The sequence below is a fragment of the Variovorax sp. PCZ-1 genome, assembly GCF_018413605.1.
Taxonomy (GTDB): domain Bacteria; phylum Pseudomonadota; class Gammaproteobacteria; order Burkholderiales; family Burkholderiaceae_C; genus JANMDU01.
The window spans coordinates 317,045-340,714 of record NZ_JAHCDN010000002.1 but is presented as its reverse complement, the minus strand read 5'-3'; the positions used below and the strand labels follow the sequence as shown (position 1 = coordinate 340,714).

General features: G+C 55.1%; 24 protein-coding genes and 2 tRNA genes. 11 read left to right on the top strand and 15 right to left on the bottom strand.

Features of this window, described 5'->3' with window-relative positions; genetic code table 11:
• Nucleotides 1-57: 57 nt before the first annotated feature.
• From KIH26_RS11730 to KIH26_RS11690, 9 genes are all read right to left on the bottom strand, one after another.
• Entirely contained in the window at nt 58-975 is a 918-nt protein-coding gene (locus tag KIH26_RS11730; protein ID WP_213445419.1) for a hydroxymethylglutaryl-CoA lyase, read from the bottom strand.
• On the bottom strand, nt 972-1,271 hold the full coding sequence (locus tag KIH26_RS11725) for a hypothetical protein (RefSeq protein WP_213445417.1): 300 nt from the start codon (nt 1,269-1,271) through the stop codon (nt 972-974). The genes KIH26_RS11730 and KIH26_RS11725 overlap by 4 nt, the downstream gene beginning before the upstream one ends.
• Before the next feature lie 11 nt (nt 1,272-1,282).
• Entirely contained in the window at nt 1,283-3,331 is a 2,049-nt protein-coding gene (locus KIH26_RS11720) for an acetyl/propionyl/methylcrotonyl-CoA carboxylase subunit alpha (RefSeq protein ID WP_213445415.1), read from the bottom strand.
• A gap of 5 nt (nt 3,332-3,336) precedes the next feature.
• Nucleotides 3,337-4,047, bottom strand: coding sequence for a DUF4126 domain-containing protein (locus KIH26_RS11715; RefSeq protein ID WP_213445414.1), 711 nt, complete (start codon nt 4,045-4,047; stop codon nt 3,337-3,339).
• Between the two features lie 27 nt (nt 4,048-4,074).
• The gene (locus KIH26_RS11710; protein ID WP_213445412.1) at nt 4,075-4,851 is read right to left on the bottom strand and encodes an enoyl-CoA hydratase/isomerase family protein; all 777 of its coding nucleotides are present in this window, start codon (nt 4,849-4,851) and stop codon (nt 4,075-4,077) included.
• 4 nt (nt 4,852-4,855) lie between these two features.
• On the bottom strand, nt 4,856-5,929 hold the full coding sequence (locus KIH26_RS11705; protein ID WP_213445410.1) for a DUF4410 domain-containing protein: 1,074 nt from the start codon (nt 5,927-5,929) through the stop codon (nt 4,856-4,858).
• Nucleotides 5,930-5,975: 46 nt separating this feature from the next.
• Nucleotides 5,976-6,485, bottom strand: coding sequence for a DinB family protein (locus KIH26_RS11700; RefSeq protein ID WP_213445408.1), 510 nt, complete (start codon nt 6,483-6,485; stop codon nt 5,976-5,978).
• A gap of 9 nt (nt 6,486-6,494) precedes the next feature.
• Nucleotides 6,495-8,132, bottom strand: coding sequence for a carboxyl transferase domain-containing protein (locus KIH26_RS11695; protein WP_213445407.1), 1,638 nt, complete (start codon nt 8,130-8,132; stop codon nt 6,495-6,497).
• Between the two features lie 163 nt (nt 8,133-8,295).
• The gene (locus tag KIH26_RS11690) at nt 8,296-9,120 is read right to left on the bottom strand and encodes a helix-turn-helix transcriptional regulator (RefSeq protein ID WP_249661178.1); all 825 of its coding nucleotides are present in this window, start codon (nt 9,118-9,120) and stop codon (nt 8,296-8,298) included.
• 109 nt (nt 9,121-9,229) lie between these two features.
• On the opposite strand from KIH26_RS11690, the gene KIH26_RS11685 reads away from it, so the two are divergent.
• The 5 genes from KIH26_RS11685 (at nt 9,230) to KIH26_RS11665 (ending at nt 14,309) form a co-directional block, all read left to right on the top strand.
• Nucleotides 9,230-10,120 (top strand): SDR family oxidoreductase, encoded by an 891-nt coding sequence (locus KIH26_RS11685; RefSeq protein ID WP_213445403.1) that lies wholly within the window; start codon nt 9,230-9,232, stop codon nt 10,118-10,120.
• A gap of 116 nt (nt 10,121-10,236) precedes the next feature.
• A complete protein-coding gene (gene uvrC, locus KIH26_RS11680) occupies nt 10,237-12,198 on the top strand; it encodes an excinuclease ABC subunit UvrC (RefSeq protein ID WP_213445401.1) in 1,962 nt (653 codons plus the stop codon).
• Nucleotides 12,185-12,766 carry a hypothetical protein gene (locus KIH26_RS11675; RefSeq protein WP_213445400.1) on the top strand — a complete coding sequence of 194 codons (582 nt, stop codon included), beginning with the start codon at nt 12,185-12,187 and terminating at the stop codon, nt 12,764-12,766. Before uvrC ends, KIH26_RS11675 begins: the two co-directional genes overlap by 14 nt.
• A gap of 38 nt (nt 12,767-12,804) precedes the next feature.
• Entirely contained in the window at nt 12,805-13,374 is a 570-nt protein-coding gene (gene pgsA, locus KIH26_RS11670) for a CDP-diacylglycerol--glycerol-3-phosphate 3-phosphatidyltransferase (RefSeq protein ID WP_213445398.1), read from the top strand.
• The gene (locus KIH26_RS11665) at nt 13,374-14,309 is read left to right on the top strand and encodes a DMT family transporter (RefSeq protein WP_503005202.1); all 936 of its coding nucleotides are present in this window, start codon (nt 13,374-13,376) and stop codon (nt 14,307-14,309) included. The genes pgsA and KIH26_RS11665 overlap by 1 nt, the downstream gene beginning before the upstream one ends.
• Before the next feature lie 62 nt (nt 14,310-14,371).
• Here KIH26_RS11665 and KIH26_RS11660 read toward each other — a convergent pair whose 3' ends face one another.
• Nucleotides 14,372-15,286: a LysR family transcriptional regulator gene (locus KIH26_RS11660; protein ID WP_213445396.1), complete on the bottom strand. Its 915-nt coding sequence runs from the start codon at nt 15,284-15,286 to the stop codon at nt 14,372-14,374.
• 87 nt (nt 15,287-15,373) lie between these two features.
• Between KIH26_RS11660 and KIH26_RS11655 the strand changes: the two genes are divergently transcribed.
• The 6 genes from KIH26_RS11655 (at nt 15,374) to KIH26_RS11630 (ending at nt 20,190) form a co-directional block, all read left to right on the top strand.
• On the top strand, nt 15,374-16,264 hold the full coding sequence (locus tag KIH26_RS11655; protein WP_213445394.1) for an alpha/beta fold hydrolase: 891 nt from the start codon (nt 15,374-15,376) through the stop codon (nt 16,262-16,264).
• An 18-nt stretch (nt 16,265-16,282) separates the two neighbouring features.
• Nucleotides 16,283-17,368: a tartrate dehydrogenase gene (locus KIH26_RS11650; protein WP_249661177.1), complete on the top strand. Its 1,086-nt coding sequence runs from the start codon at nt 16,283-16,285 to the stop codon at nt 17,366-17,368.
• A 324-nt stretch (nt 17,369-17,692) separates the two neighbouring features.
• Nucleotides 17,693-17,965, top strand: coding sequence for an HU family DNA-binding protein (locus KIH26_RS11645; RefSeq protein WP_213445392.1), 273 nt, complete (start codon nt 17,693-17,695; stop codon nt 17,963-17,965).
• A 24-nt stretch (nt 17,966-17,989) separates the two neighbouring features.
• A tRNA-Val gene (locus KIH26_RS11640) sits at nt 17,990-18,065 on the top strand.
• A 76-nt stretch (nt 18,066-18,141) separates the two neighbouring features.
• Nucleotides 18,142-20,073, top strand: a complete 1,932-nt coding sequence (locus tag KIH26_RS11635; protein WP_213445390.1) for a SurA N-terminal domain-containing protein — start codon at nt 18,142-18,144, stop codon at nt 20,071-20,073.
• A 41-nt stretch (nt 20,074-20,114) separates the two neighbouring features.
• Nucleotides 20,115-20,190, top strand: a tRNA-His gene (locus KIH26_RS11630).
• A 263-nt stretch (nt 20,191-20,453) separates the two neighbouring features.
• On the opposite strand, the gene dtd is transcribed toward KIH26_RS11630, so the two are convergent.
• From dtd to tyrS, 5 genes are read right to left on the bottom strand one after another with little or no spacing between them, the layout of a single operon-like run.
• Nucleotides 20,454-20,897: a D-aminoacyl-tRNA deacylase gene (gene dtd / locus KIH26_RS11625; protein ID WP_213445389.1), complete on the bottom strand. Its 444-nt coding sequence runs from the start codon at nt 20,895-20,897 to the stop codon at nt 20,454-20,456.
• A 23-nt stretch (nt 20,898-20,920) separates the two neighbouring features.
• Nucleotides 20,921-21,427, bottom strand: a complete 507-nt coding sequence (locus tag KIH26_RS11620) for a hypothetical protein (RefSeq protein ID WP_213445387.1) — start codon at nt 21,425-21,427, stop codon at nt 20,921-20,923.
• Nucleotides 21,424-21,675, bottom strand: coding sequence for a D-aminoacyl-tRNA deacylase (locus KIH26_RS11615; protein ID WP_213445385.1), 252 nt, complete (start codon nt 21,673-21,675; stop codon nt 21,424-21,426). Before KIH26_RS11615 ends, KIH26_RS11620 begins: the two co-directional genes overlap by 4 nt.
• Before the next feature lie 24 nt (nt 21,676-21,699).
• Nucleotides 21,700-22,197, bottom strand: a complete 498-nt coding sequence (locus tag KIH26_RS11610; RefSeq protein WP_213445383.1) for a DUF3592 domain-containing protein — start codon at nt 22,195-22,197, stop codon at nt 21,700-21,702.
• Nucleotides 22,194-23,459 carry a tyrosine--tRNA ligase gene (gene tyrS, locus KIH26_RS11605; protein ID WP_213445382.1) on the bottom strand — a complete coding sequence of 422 codons (1,266 nt, stop codon included), beginning with the start codon at nt 23,457-23,459 and terminating at the stop codon, nt 22,194-22,196. Before tyrS ends, KIH26_RS11610 begins: the two co-directional genes overlap by 4 nt.
• Nucleotides 23,460-23,670: the final 211 nt, after the last annotated feature.

The following is a 23,670-nucleotide window of genomic DNA, read 5'->3' as shown; positions in this document are numbered from 1 at the left end:
AGTGATTTCCCGGCACAGAATCTGCGCAAGCTGCTACTAAATTCATAGTATGCATGATCAAGTACCGCGCTTGTTGATCAATGCCGTGGCAACCCGAGAATTCGGTTTACGTCCTAAAGCAGTGCTGATAAACACACCTGCGTCGATCAGTTTATCCAGATCAATGCCCGTCTCGATGCCCATACCATGCAGCATGTACACCAAGTCTTCCGTGGCCACATTGCCTGTTGCGCCTTTGGCATATGGGCAGCCGCCTAAGCCAGCCACAGACGATTGAAAATTCCACACACCCATTTGCAGCGCAGCAAGAGTATTGGCCAAAGCTTGCCCGTAGGTGTCGTGAAAATGCCCGCAGACCTGATCCATTGTGAAATGCTTGAGCGCCGCTTCAAAAGCACGTTGTACTTGAGCAGAAGTACCCACACCAATCGTGTCGGCCACATCTACCCGCTCGACGCCGATGCCCTTCATGAGCCCCGCGAGATATTCCACTCTCGATGGCGCAATCTCGCCTTCATACGGGCAGCCCACGGTGCAGCTCATCGCGCCGCGCACGGCAATACCCTGCGCCTTCGCAGCTTGAACCACAGGAGCGAAACGCTCAATGCTTTCAGCGATGGAGCAATTGATATTCTTCTGGCTAAAAGCTTCGCTTGCCGCACCGAAGACAACGATTTCATGCGGCTTGATTTTTGGATCAGCCACAGCAGCCTCAAAGCCCTTGAGATTCGGCGTGAGCACTGAATAAAGCACACCCGCTTGACGAGAGATGCCAGCCATCACCTGAGCGTTGTCGCCCATCTGCGGCACCCATTTGGGGCTCACATAACTCGTCACTTCAATTTCGCGCAAGCCAGCAGCTTGTAAGCGATGCACGAGCTCAATCTTCACTGCAGCATCAATCAGCTGCTTTTCGTTTTGCAGGCCATCGCGTGGGCCTACATCGATGATTTTGACTTTTGAAGGCAATGTCATTGCGAAACTTTCTTTTCCATCCAGCGTTTACCTGCGATCCAAATAGCCCAAGGCGGCGCGAGTAACACCAGTGCAGAGACAAGCGGTGCAAGCAAGGCCATACCCGAGAGCATCGGCAACACCACACGCAGCGCAAGCATGCCCGAGCCCACCACGGCCAGCATGCACAGCACGGTGATGCTCAGCCACTGCACAATATTCCGCCCAGCCATGAAGGCAGCGATCATGTTGCCGCCTGCCATGGCCACGGGCGCAATCGCCGCGAGCACCACGATCACGCCCAGAAGTTGCAGCAAAGCTTGCATCCTTATGCAGCGAGCTTGATCAGCTCAGCCCCATCGCTCACCTGATCACCAGGCGCAAATAAAATTTCCGACACCACACCATCTTTGGGCGCGGCAATCGTGTGCTCCATCTTCATGGCTTCCATCACGGCCAATGTCTGCCCTGCTTTTACTGTATCACCCGCTTTCACGGCAAATGAAACCAGCTTGCCAGGCATCGGCGCAGTGAGCCGACCTGCTTGAGCGCCGCCCTCTGCGATTTGGATGAAAGGATCTATCACTATCAATTGTGTAGCACCTTGCGCAGTAAATATGCTGGCTACTTGCCCTTTTTCATGTGAAGAAGCATGCACAGAGGCTTTGAAGCGTTGATCCGCAAAGCTGACTTTCACATCCAAGTCTTCAACAGTGGCATCTTGCTCACAAGTCAGCAGGCCTTGCAATTTGGTATCAGCTTGCGTGATGTGCAGCAGCGTTGCGCCATCGTGCAGATACGACAATTCAGCTTGCACAGGCTGATCGTGCCACTCAAACGCAAAGCGCCGTGTGGTGATGCCAAAAGGCCGCCAGCCATCGCGTTTGCTGAATGGGTCACTCGTTTGGCTGGCACGCTCTGCTATCAATACATGAGCTATCCACGCTGATATGACGCCGGCGAGTGGCAGTTTTTCTTGATGGAATAAAACCTTTTCTTCTCTTTGGATCAGCGCGGTATCCAGCTTCCCCTGCGCGAACGCATCGCTCTTGACCACATGTCGCAGAAACTGCACATTTGTTGCAAGCCCGACGATTTGCGTCTCGCTCAAGGCGCGATCAAGCTTTGCGAGCGCCTCTTCGCGCGTAGCGCCATGCACGATGAGTTTGGCGATCATCGAATCGTAGTAAGGCGAAATCGCATCGCCTTGGCGCACGCCGTCGTCGATACGCAAATCACTTCTTTCAAAAGCAGAGTGCAATGGTTTGCGATAGACGTTGAGCGAGCCAGTCGCAGGCAAGAAACCGTTATCCGGGTTCTCCGCGCAAATCCGCGCTTCAATCGCATGGCCGTTGATCTTAAGTTGATCTTGGCGCATGGGCAGTTTCTCGTTTGATGCCACACGCAATTGCCACTCCACCAAATCCAAGCCGGTGATTGCTTCAGTGACAGGATGCTCCACCTGCAAGCGTGTGTTCATCTCCATGAAGTAGAACTTCATTTTGTCGGGAGCATCGTAGCCGCCCTGCTGCTCCACGATGAACTCCACCGTGCCCGCGCCGGTGTAATTCACCGCCCGCGCTGCATCCACAGCCGCCTTGCCCATGGCCTCGCGCATGCTTTGCGGCATGCCCGGCGCAGGCGCCTCTTCCAACACCTTCTGATGCCGCCGCTGCACAGAGCAATCGCGCTCAAACAAATACACATAGTTTCCATGCGCATCGCCAAACACCTGAATCTCAATATGGCGCGGGCGCTGCACATATTTTTCAATCAGCACCGCTTCATCACCAAAGCTATTGATCGCCTCGCGCTTGCATGATGCCAGCGCCGCAGCAAAATCCTCCGAGCGCTCCACAATCCGCATGCCCTTACCGCCACCGCCGGCGCTTGCTTTGATCAAAGCCGGGTAACCAATACGATCCGCTTCCTTTTGCAGCAAAGCTTCATCCTGGTTCGCGCCGTGATACCCCGGTACCAACGGCACACCCGCCTTCTCCATCAACTGCTTGGATTCCGCCTTCAAGCCCATCGCCTTGATCGCTGATGGCGGCGGACCAATAAACACCAGCCCCGCATCCGCGCAGGCTTGCGCAAAATCTTCGTTCTCACTCAAAAACCCATAGCCCGGGTGAATCGCCTGCGCGCCCGTGGCCTGGGCCGCAGCCAGAATCGCCTGCCAACGCAGATAACTTTCCTTGGGCGAATTGCCCTCACCTTCGCCGATATACACCGCCTCATCGCAAGCTGCCACATGCTTGGCCTGCGCGTCCGCTTTGGAATACACGGCCACCGTTTGAATAGCCATTTTGCGAGCAGTTGCTGCCACTCGGCAAGCGATTTCGCCTCTGTTTGCGATCAGAATTTTTGTGAACATAAAACTCAAGCGGAAGTAGGTTGAGGTGAACCAGAAAAGAAACTCGAAATTTTGCGAATCACCATACGCAAAAATTTCCACAGCATGATGATGAGCAACACAGAGAGCACGAGAATGATCAGCAGCGTGATGCCAAAAATTACGGGGTGATTGGTCGCCAACCAAAGCATGAACATCACCAAACCGTCTTCCAGCAAGCTCACAGCAATATTTGAAAACGGCTCCGGCGACGTGTTCACCGCCGCGCGTGTCGTGGCTTTAGTAGCGTGCGAGGTAGCTGCCAATGTGCCGCCGAGCAAAGCTGCCACCGTGCCCATCGTCGCACTATCCGCACCAAACACACCACCCGCCAGCGCCGCGCCCGCAGGCACGCGAATCACGGTATGCACCATGTCCCAGAGCGAATCGAGCCCTGGAATCTTGTCAGCGAAAAACTCCACAAACACCATGAAGCCACTGCCCATGAGCATGGCCGGGTGCTGTAAAACGCTTAGTCCGGATGGCAGTGGGATAAAACCCATAAAACCCGCCAAGCCCGTGAGAAACACCACAAGATAAAGCCGAATACCAGCCGCCCAACCCAGCGCTGCGGCCAGCGCTGCCAATGCTGTTGTATCGAGCTTGCCGACCACCTTGCCCACAGTGCCCGCCACATCGCCGCCCGACGAAAAAATGCCTTGCATGATCTGCTGCAGGTATTGAAGAATCATGTCCATGGCGTGTCTCCTGGTATGAGGCTCAGCTTACGCTAACCAAGATGGTTTGCGCTTGCCCAAAAAAGCAGACACGCCCTCGCGCCCCTCGGCGCTCGCGCGGATGTCTGCAATCCCCTCAACCGTTTTTGCTATCAATGGTTGACTGATTTCAGCATACGCCACGTCCTGCACCAACTTTTTGCACACTTTCACCGCATTTGGGCTGTTTTTCCCCAGCGCTTGGGTGATTTCATCCACCTTAGCATCAAGCTGATCGGCGGCCACCACTTCATGCACGAACCCCAAGCGATGCGCCTCTTGCGCAGAAAAGCGCTCCGCCGTGAGAAAGTAACGGTGCGAAGCACGAGCGCCCAAAGCGCGAATCACATAAGGGCTGATCGTCGCTGGAATCAAACCAAGCTTCACTTCGCTCAGACAAAAGCCCGCCGTATCCACACTCACAGCCACATCGCAACTTGCCACCAGCCCCATCCCACCTGCATATACATCCCCCTGCACGCGCGCCACCGTCGGCTTCGGGCATTCATAAATCACCTGCAGCATTTCAGCCAGCTTGCCCGCATCGGCAAGATTCTCCTCACGCGAGTAATCCGCCATCCGCCGCATCCAGTTCAAATCGGCGCCTGCACAGAATGCCGTGCCTTCGGCAGCAAGCACGATGCAGCGCACATCATCGCGCGCGCCCAACTCTTTGAACGCCTGCGTGATCTCAGCGATCACCTCGTCGTTGAAAGCGTTGCGTACGTCAGAGCGATTGAGCGCTATGCACGCAACATGCGAACGAATATCGATCCGAAGATTCATATCTTCAAGGCTTCTTGTCGGATGGTTCACCAGCTGGTGTGGGCGACACTGCAGAGTTCACAGTGCTGGTTTCTTTTTTCCATACAACCGCACCATTCACGGCATAGAGCTTGCAAGCGGCTCCACTTGCTTTGGCGCATCGCTGCAAAGCACGCTCAGAAGGATCTTTCGGGTCTTCTGGGTTTTGCGGGTTGATTCCCCAAGTACTTGACCAATGGCCTTTATCAGAAATCACAAAAGCTCTGGGGGTTGACTTGGTGAGCCAGTCACGATAACCCTCACGCCCTCTGTCGCTGATATAAGGTATGGCGTCAACATCGTTGATATTTGCAAATCCACTTGCCATCATGCTTGGCTGAGGCACTGCGCCAGAAGTATTGGAAACGCTGGTGATTGATTGACTGCTCACGACCGAACTTGAGCTAGCGCTCGCAGCAACTGGCTTGTCATGGGCCGTACCAGTTGGTGTGATGGCAATAGCTGCAGGAGCGTTGGATGAACTACTTGTAACGCTTCGAGCGGTTGATTTGATTGGGTCTGGCTTGGCTATCGCATTGGCAGGCGTTGTGCCAATCAACTCAGCAACAGTTAGCTCTGAGAACTTGTCATAAAGCCATGACATGCGTGTGCCATCTGCGCCACCAGCCCAGCCACCTAAGCCATAGGATGTATTGATGGTGTAGCCATGCACTTGTCTGCCTGCAGCATTGAATACCTTGACTTGACCTTCGATGTTGTCAGTTCCAGCCATCACACCGAAAAGCACCGCTGCAGCAGCTGAACGCACCCTAAAACTCTCAATCACAACCTCAACGCGATGCGTGCCATCTGAACGCAAAACATTGCTGGCCTCTAAACGACGACGGATATAGTCGCTCAAATCACGCACATTAAACTGCACGTTATCTGCCTGAAGCGCACGAGCGCCATCTGTCAGGCTCACCTTCACATCACTGTACGTCGCATCTGCTATTCTTTTTGATCCAGCATTGCTGTCGCGTTGTACCGTACCTGCACATCCAACGATCAGCACCGTCATCAAAACAAGAGCCAACTTCTCCAAAGCACTCCGAATCATCAATTCTCTCCTCATAGATATAAAACTTTATTGTGCATTAAGCTCATTAGCGAGCACTGTCCTCAACCAACATATAAACCAAATCCAACACGGGGCAAGGTTGTTTCAGCAGGGTAAGCGCTGCTGTGATCTGCCCACGATGATGCGTGCCGTGGTTAAACACATGTGCGAGCGTTGCTGTAAAAGGAAGTGAAACGGCTTGGCCTTTTGTAGTGGTGTAGGAGAGCTTGCCTTCAAAGCGCTCTGCAGGCCAAGATTCGATCAAGGGCTTCCAGTTACCCGAACCGCCACGCAGTGCTTGCGCGAGGCGCTCACGCACAGGCTCAATTTCATCGTCGAGATTGAGTTTGGGAGATTCACCCCGCGCAAAGCGCGGATACCAGAGCATGTGTTCGCCCACCAGCAAATGATTGAGGGTGCCGTGAATGGATTTGAAAAACAAACCGACATCACGACGGTAATCTTCATCGCTAAGTTGCTCTACCGCCTCAAGCAGACGATGTGTTGCCCATACGTTGTAGCGTGCGAGCGTTTGAAAGTGTTGAGTGGGGTTCATCGCCACACTTTACATCCTGAACACGCCAAATTTCGGCTCAGGAATTGGCGCATTTTTGGCTGCGGCCAAGCCCAATGCGAGCACGCGTCGGGTATCTGCGGGGTCGATGATGCCGTCGTCCCACAAACGCGCTGTTGCGTAATACGGGTGACCTTGGGTTTCGTATTGCTGACGCAGAGGGGCTTTGAATTGCTCTTCTTCTTCGGCGCTCCAGTTTCCGCCTTTGGCTTCGATGCCATCGCGCTTCACGGTAGCCAAGACGCTCGCCGCCTGCTCCCCGCCCATCACTGAGATGCGGGCATTTGGCCACATCCACAAGAAACGGGGCGAGTAGGCACGGCCGCACATGCCGTAGTTGCCTGCGCCAAAAGACCCGCCGATGATGATGGTGAATTTCGGCACGTTGGCCGTGGCTACTGCCGTGACCATCTTCGCACCGTGGCGGGCGATGCCTTCGTTTTCCACTTTGCGGCCGACCATGAAGCCGGTGATGTTTTGCAGGAAGACGAGCGGGATTTTGCGCTGGCAGCAGAGTTCGATGAAGTGCGCGCCTTTTTGTGCACTCTCGGAAAACAAGATGCCGTTGTTGGCGATGATGCCCACAGGCATGCCTTCGATTTTGGCGAAGCCTGTGACGAGTGTGGTGCCAAAGCGGGCTTTGAATTCGTCAAACTCGGAGCCATCCACAATGCGGGCGATGATCTCGCGTACGTCGAATGGCTTGCGCGTGTCGGTGGGGATGACGCCGTAGAGTTCTTCTGCGGGATATTTCGGCGCTACTATTTCAATAGCACTTTGCGCAGTATTTACGCCAGCTAATGCATGATTTGATGCTAAATTCTTCACCACATCGCGCGCAATGGCGAGTGCATGCATATCATTATTCGCCAAATGATCCGCCACGCCTGAGAGCCGCGTATGCACATCACCGCCACCTAAATCTTCGCTCGTCACTACCTCGCCCGTAGCAGCTTTCACCAGTGGCGGGCCACCGAGAAAAATCGTGCCTTGGTTCTTCACGATGATCGTCTCATCGCTCATCGCGGGCACATACGCGCCGCCCGCCGTGCATGAGCCCATCACCACAGCCACCTGCGCAATGCCCTCCGCGCTCATCTGCGCTTGGTTGAAAAAGATGCGGCCAAAGTGATCGCGATCAGGGAACACCTCGTCTTGATTCGGCAAATTCGCGCCGCCCGAATCGACGAGGTAAATACAAGGCAAGCGATTCTGCTGCGCAATCTCCTGCGCACGCAAATGCTTCTTCACGGTGAGCGGGTAATAGGTGCCGCCTTTCACGGTGGCATCGTTGCAGACGATCATGCAATCAATGCCTTTCACGCGCCCAATGCCGGCGATCACACCTGCGCCGGGCGCGGAATCTGAGCCATCTTTGTCGGGATACATGCCCAAAGCCGCCAGCGGTGCAATCTCCAAAAACGGCGTGCCCGGATCGAGCAAATTCTGCACACGATCACGCGGCAGCAGCTTGCCTCTTGCCGTGTGCTTGGCGCGCGCCGCCTCGCCGCCACCGAGCTGAGCTTGAGAAATCTTGTCTCGTAAATCCTGCGTCACAGCTTTCATTGCCTCGGCATTGGCCTGGAACTGTGCGGAGCGGGCGCTCAATTGGGTGCTTAAAACGGGCATGTTTGTCTCAAAAGGCTAAAAAGTTTTTTGATTGACGTTTACGTAAACGTCAACTGTATCTCAAAAATACCACCTTCTAGCATCATCCTCCAGATATCCACAGAGGACGGACATTAAGCCACTGCGAGCAAAAATCGCCGCAGAAAGCGTATCCCCAACCAACTTATGCCAGTATGGGCGAGCGCTGCGGTTTTTTGGCAATTAAAGAAGCGATGGCGGCAGCATCAGCAGATGTGGAGGGCGTGAACACCAACATCGTCAGACCAGGCTCTCCATCGACGGAAAAGGCCGAGTATTCCAAAGCAAGTGGGCCGGCAATTGGGTGAACAAGCCGCTTCAGTCCAACGCCGGGAATGCGCATCTCATTATCTGCCCACAGCCTGCGAAATTCTGCACTTTGTGCCTGAAGCTCAGCCGCCAAAGCAGCCGCTTGCGAGCCATCGCCTGCGCGAGCGATATCCACACGAAAAACGGCCACTGCAAAACGCGCATCCAGCTCCCATTCGGGCAGCCAATCTTGCGATCTATCTTTGCCAAACAAACGCCTGAGTACATTACGTTCGCTGACCGACAGCGAGGGGTAGTCAGACAGGACTGCGAGGGCAGCATCATTCCAAGCCACGATATCCCAAGTCGTTGTCTTCACGATCGCTGGACTTGTTGTCATTGCATCCAACACGCGACGCAGAGAGGGCGTGACAACTGGCAAAGCACTCGGCTGGGGTTTGGGCGGACGCTGTTGTGCCAGCAGAAACAAGACCTCACGGCCAGCCGCATCCAGTTCCAAGGCTCTTGCCAATCGCTCTAACACAAGATCAGAGGGTGGGCCACCACGTCCTTGCTCCAACCATGTGTACCAAGTGACACTCACATGAGCGCGGGCGGCCACTTCTTCACGCCGCAGGCCAGGTGTGCGACGGCGACTCTGCGCCCCTGCAGCGGGTAGCAAGCGCGCACGACGATCGCGCAGAAATTCACCCAAATTCATGACCGGGCTCGATATCGTGTTAGTGGCCATACCTGTATGCGCTCTCGGCTGTTCAAGCGATGTGATTGAAATTATTGTACGGGTTCGATCAATTTGACTAGGAGTCATGATGAAGGTGTTTGTTACAGGAGCCACGGGCTTTATTGGTACGGCGATTGTTCAAGAGCTGCTGGGTGCAGGTCATGAGGTCGTTGGTTTGGCGCGCAGCGATGCTTCTGCGGCGGCGCTCAAGCAACTGGGTGTGGCAGCTCACAGAGGCGATTTGTCAGACATTGAAAGTTTGACAGCTGGCGCTCGGATGTGTGATGGCGTGATTCACACGGCCTTCAATCATGATTTCTCGCAGTACGAAGCCAATGCCAAGGCCGACCAGCGTGCACTCGAAGCAATAGCGCTCGCCATAGAAGGCACGAACAAGCCCCTGGTTGCAACTAGCGGCACCACTGTCCTTGCAGCAGATCGTATGGGTCATGAGACCCATGAGCCATCCCCCGATGCACCAGGCATCATCCGCGCGGCATCGGAAGTTGTGCTCACAGCCGCAAAGCGCGGCGTTCGAGTGAGTGTGGTACGGCTTCCGCCCTCAGTGCATGGTCAAGGCGATCATGGTTTTGTGCCTGCGCTAATTGATGTCGCGCGTCGCACAGGGGTCGCAAGCTATGTTGGCGATGGTAGCAACCGCTGGCCAGCTGTGCACAGGCTCGATGCCGCTCGGCTGTTTCGCTTGGCACTGGAAAAAGCCGCACCCGGCAGCCGCTTGCATGGCGTGGCTGAGCAAGGCGTGCCGATGCGCGAGATCGCTCAAGCCATTGGTGATGGGCTGGGCATCCCCGTACGCAGCATATCCGCAGCAGAGGCCGCTGGCCACTTCGGTTGGATGGCCTTCTTTGTAGGCATCAACAACACCACTTCGAGTGAGCTCACCCAGCAAAGCCTAGGCTGGCAGCCGCAGAACATTGGCTTACTGGAAGATATGCTCACCAGCGCTTACTTTGCTTGAAGAGCAGGAGGTGCTTTTGCCTTTAGAGGAGTAAGTGCGAAGGCATATATGAGCCAGGATGATGCTCAAAACCGATTGAGCTTGTCTAAATCTGACAAAATCCAATGCAGATCCATATGCCCAAAACCAAATCTGCCGCCGATCAAGGCATTGAGCTCGCACCCCAGCCGCAAAGTAGCCACAGCCCCGAGCTGCTGGAACAAGTCGCCGCACTGCCCCTGCTGCCCGGCGTGTATCGCTATTTCGATGCGCAAGGCGGCTTGCTGTATGTGGGCAAAGCCAAGAGTTTGAAGAAGCGCGTCTCCAGCTACTTTCAGAAGAACCATGACGGCACGCGCATTGGGCATATGGTCTCCAAGATCGTGCGGATGGAAACGACGGTGGTGCGCTCTGAGGCTGAGGCGCTGCTGCTGGAAAACAATCTGATCAAGACGCAGAATCCGCGCTTCAATATCTTGTTTCGGGATGACAAGAGCTATCCTTATTTGAAGCTCACGGGGCAGGCGGTTTCAAAGAAAAAAATGCCAATCGCCGGCATAGAACCTGCGCCAAATGCTATCAAAAGTGTAGTCCCCACAGAATTCCCGCGTATCGTGTATTACCGAGGCGCTGTCGATAAAAGGCATCGGTTCTTCGGGCCCTATCCGAGCGCATGGGCCGTGAAAGAAACGATTCAGTTGCTGCAAAAAGTCTTCAAGCTGCGCACTTGTGAAGACACTGTGTTTGCCAACCGCACGCGGCCTTGTTTGCTGTATCAAATCAAGCGCTGCTCTGCGCCCTGTGTGAGCCATATCAATGAAGCAGCTTATGCGCAAGACGTGAACAATGCGGAGCGCTTTTTGCGCGGTGAAACGCAGGCTATTCTTGATGAGCTGCAAACCGCGATGATGGCGCATGCTGAAAAATTAGAGTTCGAACTTGCCGCCGAATTGCGCAACCAAATCTCCGCCCTCTCTCGCGTGCTCCACACACAGGCGATGGACACCGCTGAAGACAAAGATGTGGACATCCTCGCAGCCAAAGTGCAAGGCGGCAAGGCTTGCGTGAATCTGGCCATGGTGCGCGGCGGGCGGCATTTGGGCGACAGGCCTTATTTCCCCGCGCATGTGGATGATGCGAGTACCACCGATGTGCTCGAAGCCTTCATCGCACAACACTACATCGATGTACCCGCACCTCCCGTGCTGATCTTGAGCGAGAAGGTGGATACCGAGTTGATCGGCTTGCTCACGGAGCAAACTGGCATCAAGATCACCGCCCTGCACCAACCGCGTGAGCAGCGCAAAGCTTGGCTAGAGATGGCGCAAAAGAACGCGGATATTCAGCTTGCCCGCCTGCTCGCCGAGGAAGGATCGCAGCAGTCGCGCACGCGGGCGCTAGCTGATGCGCTTGATCTCGCGCTGGAAGATTTATCGCTGCTGCGCATCGAGTGCTTTGATATCTCTCACACCGCCGGCGAAGCCACCCAAGCCAGCTGTGTGGTGTTTGAAGGCCACAAGATGAAGAGCGCGGATTACCGCAGATACAACATCGAGGGCATCACCGGTGGCGACGATTACGCGGCGATGAAGCAGGTGCTGACCAGGCGATACAGCAAGCTCATCGAAGCAGCGAGAAATAACGAAGCCAAACTGCCCGATCTCGTGTTGATCGACGGCGGCAAAGGCCAAATCAGCTCGGCCAAGGAAGTGTTTGAAGCCCTGGGCTTGGATCTTGGCCTGCTGGTGGGCGTAGAAAAAGGTGAAGGCCGAAAAGTTGGCTTGGAAGAGCTCGTGTTCGCCGATGGCCGCGAAAAAGTGTATCTTGGAAAAGACAGTGCCGCCCTCATGCTGATCGCGCAAATCCGAGACGAGGCACACCGTTTTGCCATCACCGGCATGCGGGCGCAGCGTGCGAAAGTTCGCACAGGTGGTAGCAAATTAGAAGAAATCGCTGGCGTGGGAGCCAAAAGACGTGCGAAACTCTTGCAGCGCTTTGGAGGCATCCGGGGCGTGGCTGCCGCCAGCGTGGAAGACATCGCCACGGTGGATGGCATATCCAAAGAACTCGCCCAGGAGATATATCGTGCCTTGCATTAAAACCATACCACTTTTGAAGCAAAATCAGCCTACAAATCACGATCTAGCCGGCACGCAATCTGCGCGGAGTGCTACCAAATCTATAGTAATCGCAGGTGGTCTGACGGCCTTGACGCTCTTGTTTGCAGGCTGCAAAAGCCGCCCCATCCCCCCACACTCGCCCGCTCCCCCGCCCGTGGCTACCACGCCAGCGCCACCTGTGGCCGTGGTTCCTGGCGCAACGCGCCTGCCGCTCGTGGCCAATTGGGCGGATTACCGTCGTCGTGCCGCGCAAACGATCATCGCCGCCAACCCCGGCGCGAATTTCACCGGCGCACAGCCGGCGCAATGGAACGGCATCGCCACCGTCACCGTCATGCTCCATGCCGATGGCTCGGTGCGCGCACTGGATCTCATGCGCGGCTCCAAAGTCTCGCCGCATGTGAACGAAATGGCTCTGGCAGCGGCCCGCCGCGTGGCTAACTACGGCCCCGTAAGCAATCTGCCCCAGCCTTGGCAGTTCAACGAGACGTTTTTGTACAACGACGACAACAAATTCCAGCTCATCACCATCGTGGAAGGGCGTTGATCAGCCTTGCGACAGCTAAGGCATGTATCCTCGGAGCTATGTTTTTCACCATCCCCACGATCCTGACCTGGACACGTATCGTCGCCATCCCGCTGATCGTGGGCGTGTATTACTCCAACACCATGCCTGTGGCCACACAAAATCTTGTGGCTACGGTGATGTTTGTCGTCTTTGCATTGACGGATTGGCTCGACGGCTATTTGGCGCGCAAGCTCAATCAAACATCCAGCTTCGGCGCTTTCCTTGATCCTGTTGCAGATAAATTCTTGGTCTGCGCTGCCCTGCTTGTACTTGTGCATATGCAGCGCGCCGATGTATTTGTTGCGCTCATCATCATTGGCCGCGAGATCGCGATTTCCGCATTACGCGAATGGATGGCACAGATTGGCGCGACGCGCTCCGTCGCCGTTCACATGCTGGGCAAGCTCAAAACCACGGCGCAAATGGTGGCGATTCCGTTTTTGCTTTACAACGGTAAGCTCTTTGGCTTGATCGACACCAGCATATGGGGCACCTGGCTGATCTGGATCGCCGCCATCCTCACCGTCTGGAGCATGGTCTATTACCTGCAAAAAGCCTTGCCGGAAATCCGCGCTCGCGTGAAGTGATGGAGCGCGAGCAAAGTGTATGGCTGCGCGCCATGCCAGGCATCTTTGTGATCATTTGGGCAACAGGATATGTGGTCGCACGATACGGCATGCCGCATGCGCCGCCGCTGTCCTTCCTCTCTGTGCGTTATGCGCTATCCATCTTTTGCTTCTTGGTGTGGATTGCCTTGGTCAAAGCAGCGTGGCCTACAGACCGCAAGCAATGCCTGCATTTGGCCGTCACAGGATTGCTGATGCATGCGGGCTATTTGGGCGGCGTGTGGATGGCGGTCAAAGCTGGCATCGGCGCGGGCCTCTCCGCATTGATCGTGAATTTTCAGCCCGTGCTCACAGCGCTTTGGGTGGCACATGTCTCGCGCCAGCAAGGCTTGGGGGCAGGAGTCTCCCGCAGGCAATGGGCAGGCTTGGCGCTGGGCTTCATCGGCCTCATTCTTGTGATGAGCCGCAAATTCGGCGCAGGCGGCGAAGCCACGGCTTGGAATGTGTTTCTTTGCGTGATCGCCCTGCTCTCCATGACGACAGGTGCGCTTTATCAAAAACGCTTCGTGCAACCCACGGACGTGCGCACCGCCAACACCATCCAACTCGGCGCGGCCTTACTGATCACCCTGCCTTTTGCCTTTTTAGAAACCGAGCCCATTCGCTGGTTCACAGCATCCGGCGCCTACAACACACCGCTTCTCGGTGCCATGGCTTGGAGCGTCCTCGTGCTCACCTTGGGCGGCAGCTCCTTGCTGTATTTGCTCATCCAACGCGGCGCGGCCACGCGCGTCACTTCCCTGCTTTACCTCGTGCCACCTGCCACGGCTCTGATGGCTTGGGCGCTGTTTGGTGAGGCGATTACTGCGCTCACTTTGATTGGCACAGCAGTCACCGCCGCGGGTGTGTATTTGGTAATCAAGCCCGCTGCTACCGCTAATTCACAAGAAAAATAAGCCATTCTCCGGCGTAGAAACTGCGCAAGCTGCTATTCAAATAATAGCAATATGCGATAGCGCTATTCCCAAGGCCGCGCCTTGAATCGCATCATCAAATGCTCTCGCAGCAGGCGCACACGCTGCGGCGTTTGCGCGCGAAAAGGCGCGAGCCATTGGATATTCGCATTACGCATCGCATAGCCCGGCAGCAGGCGCACGAGTTGACCTGAGGCGATCAGCGGCGCGACATCCCACAAGCTGCGCAGCATGATGCCTCGCCCGCTCACACACCAATCGCGCACCAGCTCTCCAGAATTGCTCACCAACGCGCCTTTGACCTTGATCGCTTGAGCAGGCTTTTTCTCAGCCTCTTTGCTCAGAAGCCATGTGCCGCTGGGCGTATCACTCTCGCGCACTTGCAAGCAATCGTGCTGCTGCAAATCCTCCAGGCTGCGCGGCTTGCCTCGCGCCTTCACATAACTGGGCGCAGCCACCAGCACGCGCTCATTCTTGGCAAGCAAAGTAGCAGACCATTGGTTGGTGCGATTTGCCTGCGGAGCCCAAAGCCACACGGCCGCATCAAAGCCTTCGGCTGCTAAATCAGGCAAGCGCTCGGTGAGCTGCAGATCAATATGCACCTTGGGATGCAGCATCTGAAAATCCGACAGCGCTGCGCCCAGCCACATGCGGCCAAAGCCAAAGGTGGCAGCCAGCCGAATCTGCCCCGAAGGCTCGCGCGCCTGATCGCGTAGGGCTTCTTCCGCTTCGCTGAATCCAGCGAGCAAACCTGCAGCACGCTCGCACAGCAGCTCGCCCTCCGCTGTGGCGGCTACTCTGCGCGTGGTGCGATAAAACAATTTCAGGCCAAGCTTGGCCTCCAGCGCAGCTAAGCGCTTTGTCACCGCAGGCGAGGCAATACCCAGCTGTGCGGCAGCCGCCGTGAGCGAGCCCGCATCGCGGATGCTCAACACGAGTTCCAAATCAGCGCGTTCCATTCAGCGATTGTATTATTTCCAAAAAAGCAGCAATCAATTGCTTGATTATTGCTTTATCCTAGCTTCAGCGTAGCGCACAATCACACCATGTTTGACGGATTCACCCCATTCACGATTGAGCGCAACGGCACCCGCTTGCAAGGCCGCACAGCTTTGGCTGCGCCAGCGGAAGGCCCGCCCCTGCTCTTGCTGCATGGCCATCCGCAAACGCATGCCATGTGGCACAAAGTCGCGCCTGAGCTGGCTAAGCGCTTTAAACTGGTGCTGATGGATTTGCGTGGCTATGGCGATTCAAGTCGACCCGAGTCAGACGCTCAGCACGCTGCTTACAGCAAGCGCGAGATGGCGCAAGATGCCGCCTTCGTGATGCAGCATTTCGGTTTTTCAACATTCAACATCCTCGCGCATGACCGCGGCGCGCGCGTGGCGCATCGCCTCGCAGCCGATCGGCCCGAGAAAGTGCTGCGGATGATGCTGCTCGATATCGCACCAACGCTGGGCATGTATGACAACACCAGCCAAGCTTTTGCCACCGCCTATTGGCATTGGTTCTTCCTGATCCAGCCTCAGCCTTTGCCAGAAGCGCTGATTGAAAGCGACCCAGTACGCTACATCCGCTCGGTGATGGGCAAGCGCCATGCGGGGCTTGCGGCATTTGCCGCCGAAGCCTTTGCTGAATACGAGCGCTGCATCCAAATCCCCGGCAGCGCACGCGGCATTTGCGAAGACTACCGCGCCAGCGCCACGATTGATTTGGAGCACGATCGTGCGGATATCGCTGTTGGCAAAAAACTCTCTGTACCCCTGAAAGTGCTTTGGGGCGAGCATGGCGCAGTCGGCGCGAATTTTGATGTTCTCAAGCTCTGGAGGGAGCGTGCCACACATGTCACTGGCCGCGCCCTGTCATGTGGCCATTACATCGCTGAAGAGGCGCCTCGAGAATTGTTGGCCGAAGTTCATCACTTTTTTTCTTCTTAACCTACTAGGAAACTTATCATGACACAACACCGCATCGCAGTGATCGCCGGCGACGGCATTGGTACCGAAGTGATGCCTGAGGGCGTGCGCGTGCTGGATGCAGCCGCGCGTAAATTCGGTATCGATCTGAAATTCGATCATTTCGATTTCTCCAGCTGGAATTACTACGAAAAACACGGCAAGATGCTGCCCGATAACTGGAAGGATCAGATCGGCGGCCATGATGCCATCTTCTTCGGCGCAGTGGGCTGGCCTGACAAAATCCCAGATCACATCTCGCTCTGGGGCTCGCTCCTGATGTTTCGCCGCGAATTCGATCAATACATCAACCTGCGCCCCGCCAAGCTGATGCCCGGCGTGATTGCGCCGGTCGTCAAGCGCGACGGTACGCCCTACCAAGCGGGCGAGATTGATTTTTATATCGTGCGCGAAAACACCGAAGGCGAATATTCCAGTATTGGCGGCCGGATGTTCCCGGGTACCGAACGCGAATTTGTTTTGCAAGAATCTGTGTTCACGCGCATCGGCGTGGATCGTGTCTTGAAATTCGCTTTCGAGCTGGCACAAAGCCGCCCCAAGAAGCATCTGACCAGCGCCACCAAATCCAACGGTATCTCGATCTCCATGCCGTATTGGGATGAGCGCGTGGAAGACATGGCCAAGGGCTACCCCGGCTTGAATGTCGATAAATTCCACATCGATATCCTCACCGCCCATTTCGTACAACGCCCCAGCTTCTTCGATGTGGTCGTCGCATCCAATTTGTTTGGCGACATCCTCTCCGATCTCGGCCCTGCATGCACCGGCACGATTGGCATCGCACCCAGTGCGAACTTGAACCCGGATAAAAAATTCCCATCCTTGTTTGAGCCTGTGCATGGCTCTGCCCCCGATATCGCTGGTAAAAATATCGCCAATCCGATTGGCCAAATTTGGGCAGGCGCGATGATGCTGGATCATTTGGGCTACAAGGCCGCACATGACGCCATTCTCGCGACGGTAGAAAAAGTCATGCAGCCCGGCAGCCATGCGCCGCTCACCCGCGACATGGGCGGCACCGCCAGCACGCAGGATTTGGGCAAGGCCATCGCAGCTGCTTTGTAAAACAGCGGCCAGGCGTCATCATGGCAATGGGCTGCACGCCCAGATCGCCTTGCTTAATGCTTGTTTCTTGTGCGCGTCAAGTGCTTTGTGAAAACATATGCATTTGCGAGCACGCCCGTGGCATGTAAGCCGCAAACCCGCACCACATCTGGGTTTGCGGGCGTTCATTGCGTGATTTAAAACACAAAAAATGCTGTGCAGCAGCATGCTTTCCGCTCAGAAATGCGCATAGAATCCCAATCCGCGTCTGCGTAAATCTCAACCGATCAAGCAGTCGCCCACAATTTATTTTTTCATGCATCGCATCTCTCCCGAGGAGTCACAATGAACAAGACAGATCTGATCGAACACATTGCCAAGCAGGCTGATATCTCCAAAGCCGCCGCCACGCGTGCACTGGAAGCCACGCTGGGCGCTGTCAAGACCACGTTGAAAAAAGGCGGCACCGTGTCTGTCGTCGGCTTTGGCACTTTCGCCGTGGGTAAACGTGCTGCGCGTGCAGGTCGCAACCCACGCACCGGCGCAGCGATTAAAATCAAGGCTGCCCGTGTGCCAAAATTCCGTCCAGGCAAAGCGCTCAAAGATGCGCTGAACTGAATCGAAGCACAAGTTTTTGAGATGGGGTGATTAGCTCAGTTGGTAGAGCGGCGCCCTTACAAGGCGTAGGTCGGCGGTTCGAGCCCGTCATCACCCACCACCCATCACAGCAAAACAGGGCGAACGCAAGTTCGCCTTTTTGCTTTTTTGTTTAATGATTTTCGAGCCTCGTCGCCATGTTTGATTACGTCCGCAAGCACACCCGGGTCATGCAGTTTTTGCTATTTCTGCTGATCTTTCCTGCATTCGCATTGGTGGGCATTGATGGCTACACCCGCTTCAACGAAAAAGGCACACCTGTTGCCAGCGTCGATGGCCAAGACATTCGCCAACCCGAATGGGATGAGGCTCACAAGCAAGAAGTTGAGCGCCTGCGCCAAAGCATGCCCAATCTCGATCCCAAGCTGCTGGATTCTCCAGAGGCCAAATACGCCACGCTGGAGCGTCTCGTACGCGAGCGCGTGATGGCCGCGGCAGCTGCCAAGCAATTTCTCACGACCAGCGATCAGCGCTTGGCCAAAGATTTGAGCGAGAACCCCAGCATTGCCGCGCTTCGCAAGAGCGATGGCTCACTTGATATCGAGCGCTACAAGCAGCTCGTGGGTGCGCAAGGCCTCTCGCCTGAAGGCTTTGAAAACCGCGTGCGCCAAGATTTGTCCATGCGCCAAGTGCTTGCGGGCGTGAACACCACCGGGCTCAATTCCGCCGCATTGATCGATCAAACCCTCGCCGCCTATTTTGAGCGCCGCGATATCCAGGTGCAGCGCTTTAGCACCGCAGAATTTGCCGCCAAAGCCACGCCCACCGATGAGCAGCTCGATCAGTTCTACAAAACCAATCCACAGCTCTTCCAAGCCCCAGAATCCGCCAGCATTGAATATGTGGTGCTCGATTTGGAAGCTGCCAAAAAAGGCATCACGCTCAAAGCTGAAGATGTGAAGGCCTATTACGATCAAAACGCAGCTCGCCTTTCAGGCCAAGAAGAGCGCCGCGCCAGCCACATCTTGATCACAGCACCCAAAAACGCGCCAGCCGCCGAACGCTCTGCGGCCAAGGCCAAAGCTGAGGCTTTGCTCGCTGAAGTCAAAGCCAAGCCAGACAGCTTTGCCGATGTGGCCAAGAAAAATTCGCAAGATCCAGGGTCAGCCGCCAGCGGTGGCGATTTGGATTTTTTCGCGCGTGGCGCGATGGTCAAGCCTTTTGAAGATGCTGCTTTCGGGATGCAAAAAGGCGAGATCGGCTCGGTGGTTGAATCCGATTTCGGCTATCACATCATCCGCTTGACGGATATCAAGGCCGCCAAGCAAAAGACCTTTGAAGAGATGAAGCCTGAGATCGAGGCAGATCTTTTGAAGCAGCAAGCGCAGAAGAAATTCGCCGAGCTCGCCGAAGGCTTCACCAATGCCGTGTATGAGCAGGCAGAGAGCTTGAAGCCAGCTGCAGACCGCTTGGGCCTGCAAGTCAAAACGGTCGCCAATATCCAACGCATCCCCGGCCCCGGCGTCACTGGCCCCTTGGCGAATACCCGCTTTTTGAATGCCCTTTTCTCCGCTGATTCGGTCGAGAAAAAGCGCAATACTGAAGCTGTCGAAACCGGCGCAAGCCAAATGATCTCTGGCCGTATCGTGCAATACACCGCTGCGCGCACGCTGCCTTTGGCGGAAGTGAAAGATCGCGTACGCGAGCGTGTGGTAGCTCAGCTGGGCGCGGAGTTGGCCAAGAAGGAAGGCCAAGCCAAGCTTGCCACTTGGCAGGCCAATCCAGCCAGTGCCACGCTGCCAGAGGCCGTTATCGTCTCCCGCGAGCAAACCCAGCGCCTGCCTACCCCCATCATCGAAGCTGCTTTGCGTGCCGATGCCACCAAGCTGCCGGTGATCAAGGGTGTGGATTTGGGCGCACAAGGCTATGCCGTGCTGCGCGTCAACAAAGTAATGGAGCGCGACACCAAAGGCGCGAATGTGGCCGAAGACCGCAAACAAGTGACCACCTGGTGGACGAATGCTGAAGCCTTGGCTTATTACGAAGCGCTCAAAACGCGCTTCAAGGTGGAATTCAAGGTGGCCAAGCCCGTGCCTAAGAAAGATGATCTCACGGCTTCAACGCAATAAACCGAATCCAAGCGCGGCAAGGTTATAATCTTGTCTCTACGGTGGCTGTAGCTCAGTTGGTAGAGTCCAGGATTGTGATTCCTGTTGTCGTGGGTTCGAGCCCCATCAGCCACCCCAAAATTGAAAAGCCCTTGAGTTCTGCTCAAGGGCTTTTTCTTTGTGTTTTTTAAGCGTTTTAGGCTGTTTGCCGGCGTAGATACTGCGCAGAGTGCTATTGAATTAATAGTAATCTTGATGTTGCGTGCTGAATCATCACGACGCTGGCAGCGCTTGGGCTATCCCCCTACGAAAATGTCCTCCGGCTGGCGCTTCGCGCGTGCCTCCCCCTTTATTTTTCTACGGGAGATAACCCAACCACTGCCGGCTTGCGGAGATTTTGATTACGCCGCCATCCGAATGGGGATGGTCACGGGGCCGTCGTTGATCAGCGAGACTTTCATGTCTGCGGCGAATTGGCCGGTTTGAACGATGGGGTGAGCAGCGCGGGCTTGCGTAACGAACAACTCATACAACCTGCGCCCCTCGTCAGGCGGCGCGGCATTCGTAAAACTCGGGCGATTGCCACCACTCACATCAGCTGCCAGCGTGAACTGACTCACGATCAGCAGCCCGCCACCCACATCTTGCACTGACCGATTCATCTTGCCTGCTTCATCGCTGAAGATGCGCAACTTCAAGATTTTGGTGAGCATTTTTTCGACCAACGCATCCGTATCGCCGCGTTCTGCACAGAGCAGGATCAGCAGGCCTTCCTCAATTGCACCGATGGTTTGACCATCAACGCTGACGCTGGCCTGCTGAACGCGCTGGAGAATCGATTGCATCTAAACACCGTACAACTATGGTTCTAGTTCCTATTTCTTCGTCCACGAAACCAAGCTATGGGAAACCATGAACTCATAATCAATGCTAGGAGCAGCATGAGTAAATCGTTTCGGACGAGTCTTGGCTTATCAGCCTGGTAACTCTCGCGAACTCGCAGAACAGCGTATTTAGCCGAAAATTCAACCATGACCATTTGCTGAACTTCATTCATCTTTTTCGGCTTGGAGTCGAAAAATGTGTGCTTATCTATGAATTCAACTACACCAGCTCCGGCACTGACACGAATCACAGGAAACCAATAGAACCTGCCACGCCTCGCACTCTGATGCGACTCGTAATTGACAATCTCGCCCTTTAAGACTTTGCCTTCAAGCTGCATCAAATCATCAACGGTTCTTCTCTCGACCAACGAAAGGATTGAGTGCCCAATTAAATACAAGCCAAACAAAAAACTCGCAATTAAAGCCGCTGCAAAAACTTTTCCAACTACGGTTTTGCGAGCATCAAAAGTAACTACATTCGGCTTCATTGTTCTAGTTTCACCTTCGCAAACTTCTTCTTCCTCACCTGCATCACATACGAGTCTGCTCCGAGCTTGGGGGCTTTGTCGCTGAAGATGCGCAGCTTCAAGATTTTGCTTAGCATTTTTTCGATTAGTGCATCCGTGTCGCCCCGCTCTGCGCAGAGCAGGATCAGCAGGCCTTGCTCGATTGCACCAATGGTTTGGCCTTCAACCTTGACGCTGGCTTGGATGACACATTGGATTAAAACTTGCATAGTCTCATGTGATCGATGCGCTATCTAAGTCGATGCCCTACGACTTTGAGCAAGCTTCAGGTAGCCAGAGCTGATAAAAGCTAATAATCCGCCCAATGCTGCAAAAACCTCGATCCACGGGAAAGGAAGATGTGGATTGAGCACCGCGTAGCTTGGATTGCTTGGATCGATCCACACATTAACTGAACGGTTTTTCAGAAATTCTCTCGCGAACTCGTCACACTCTTCCGGTGTCATAAGCTGATATTTTTGTGTCCGTGAATGCCGGTAGCCTTGGTGTGTAATTCCACTGAATGAATATGAATACTGGACATTCGGTTCAGCAAGCAACCGTCCAGTCGTTCCCTTTGAATAATACTTCCTGCAATCCACTGCAATAGAGCGTCCAGGGATGCTCGTCAGATTTGAATCGCTACGGAGAATCACTGGGCCTTCGATGCGTTTGACATAGTCGACCCAAGAAACCACCGATACTCCGCTCAAAAGCAGTGCAGCAATCAACAATCCAATGTGCGGCCTCATCTGACATTGACCTTCGCAAACTTCCTCTTCCCCACCTGCATCACATACGTCCCCGCGCCGAGTTTCAAGCCTTTGTCGCTGATGACTGTGCCATCCACACGGACTGCACCGCCATCGATGTGGCGGTTGGCTTCGCCGGTGGATTCTGTGAGCTTAGCGGCTTTGAGTAGGGCGCCTATGCCCATTTCGGTTGCACCACCGAGTGACACGCTGACTTCTTGAATGTCATCAGGCACACCGCCTTTGCTGCGATTGATGAAGTCTTGTTCTGCTGCGTCTGCGGCGGCAGCTGAGTGGAAGCGCGCGGTGATTTCTTTGGCGAGCATCACCTTGGCTTCTTTGGGGTTGCGGCCTGCTTCTATTTCGCGTTTCAAAGCAGCAATATCTTCCAAAGATTTGAAGCTGAGCAGCTCGTACCAATTCCACATGAGGGTATCGCTGATGGACAAGACTTTGGCGAACATGGTATTCGGGGCTTCAGTGATGCCGATGTAGTTGTTTTTGCTTTTGCTCATTTTGTCCACGCCGTCGAGGCCGACGAGCAGGGGCATAGTCAAGATGCATTGCGGCTCTTGGCCGTATTCTTGCTGGAGGTGGCGGCCCATGAGCAGGTTGAATTTTTGATCGGTGCCGCCGAGCTCTAAATCGCTCTTCAAGGCCACGCTGTCGTAGCCTTGCATCAGGGGGTAGAGGAATTCATGCACGCTGATGCTTTGGCCGGTGGTGAAGCGCTTGTGAAAATCATCGCGCTCCATCATGCGGGCGACGGTGTATTTAGCGGATAGCTCGATCATGCCGCGCGCGCCCAGCGGGTCGCTCCATTCGCTGTTGTAGCGGATTTCGGTTTTTGCGGCGTCCAGCACGAGGCTGGCTTGCTTGTAGTAAGTTTTTGCGTTTTCTTCGATCTGCTCGCGGGTCAGCGGCGGGCGGGTGGAGTTGCGGCCGGATGGGTCGCCGATCATGCTGGTGAAATCGCCGATCAGGAAAATCACGGTGTGCCCCAAATCTTGGAGCTGGCGCATTTTGTTGAGCACGACGGTGTGACCGACATGTAAATCGGGGGCAGTGGGATCAAGCCCCAGCTTAATTCGCAGCGGAATACCGGTTTTTTCGCTCTTTTGCAGCTTTTTAAGCCACTCTTCCTGCGGGATGAGCTCCTCCACCCCACGCAGGCTCACGGCCATGGCGTGACGAACGGCATCGCTAGGCGGCTCTGCGGCTGCTTTACTGGATGCATGATTAGTTGTAAGTGGTTGATTCATAAGTGTTTTCCCGCTCGAAGCCGATGTTGGCTACGTTATACTTCGACGCTGATTTAAGACAAATTTTACGTGGCTGCCGCATCAACGTATGAATGTGGCAGGCAATTTACGGTTTTTGAGGTGAATTTCGTTTCACCCGCTTGATGGATTGTAGTTTTGAGTTTTTCGAGCCTGATTTCTTCTGCCGCTGATCAAACGATCGATGCAGCTC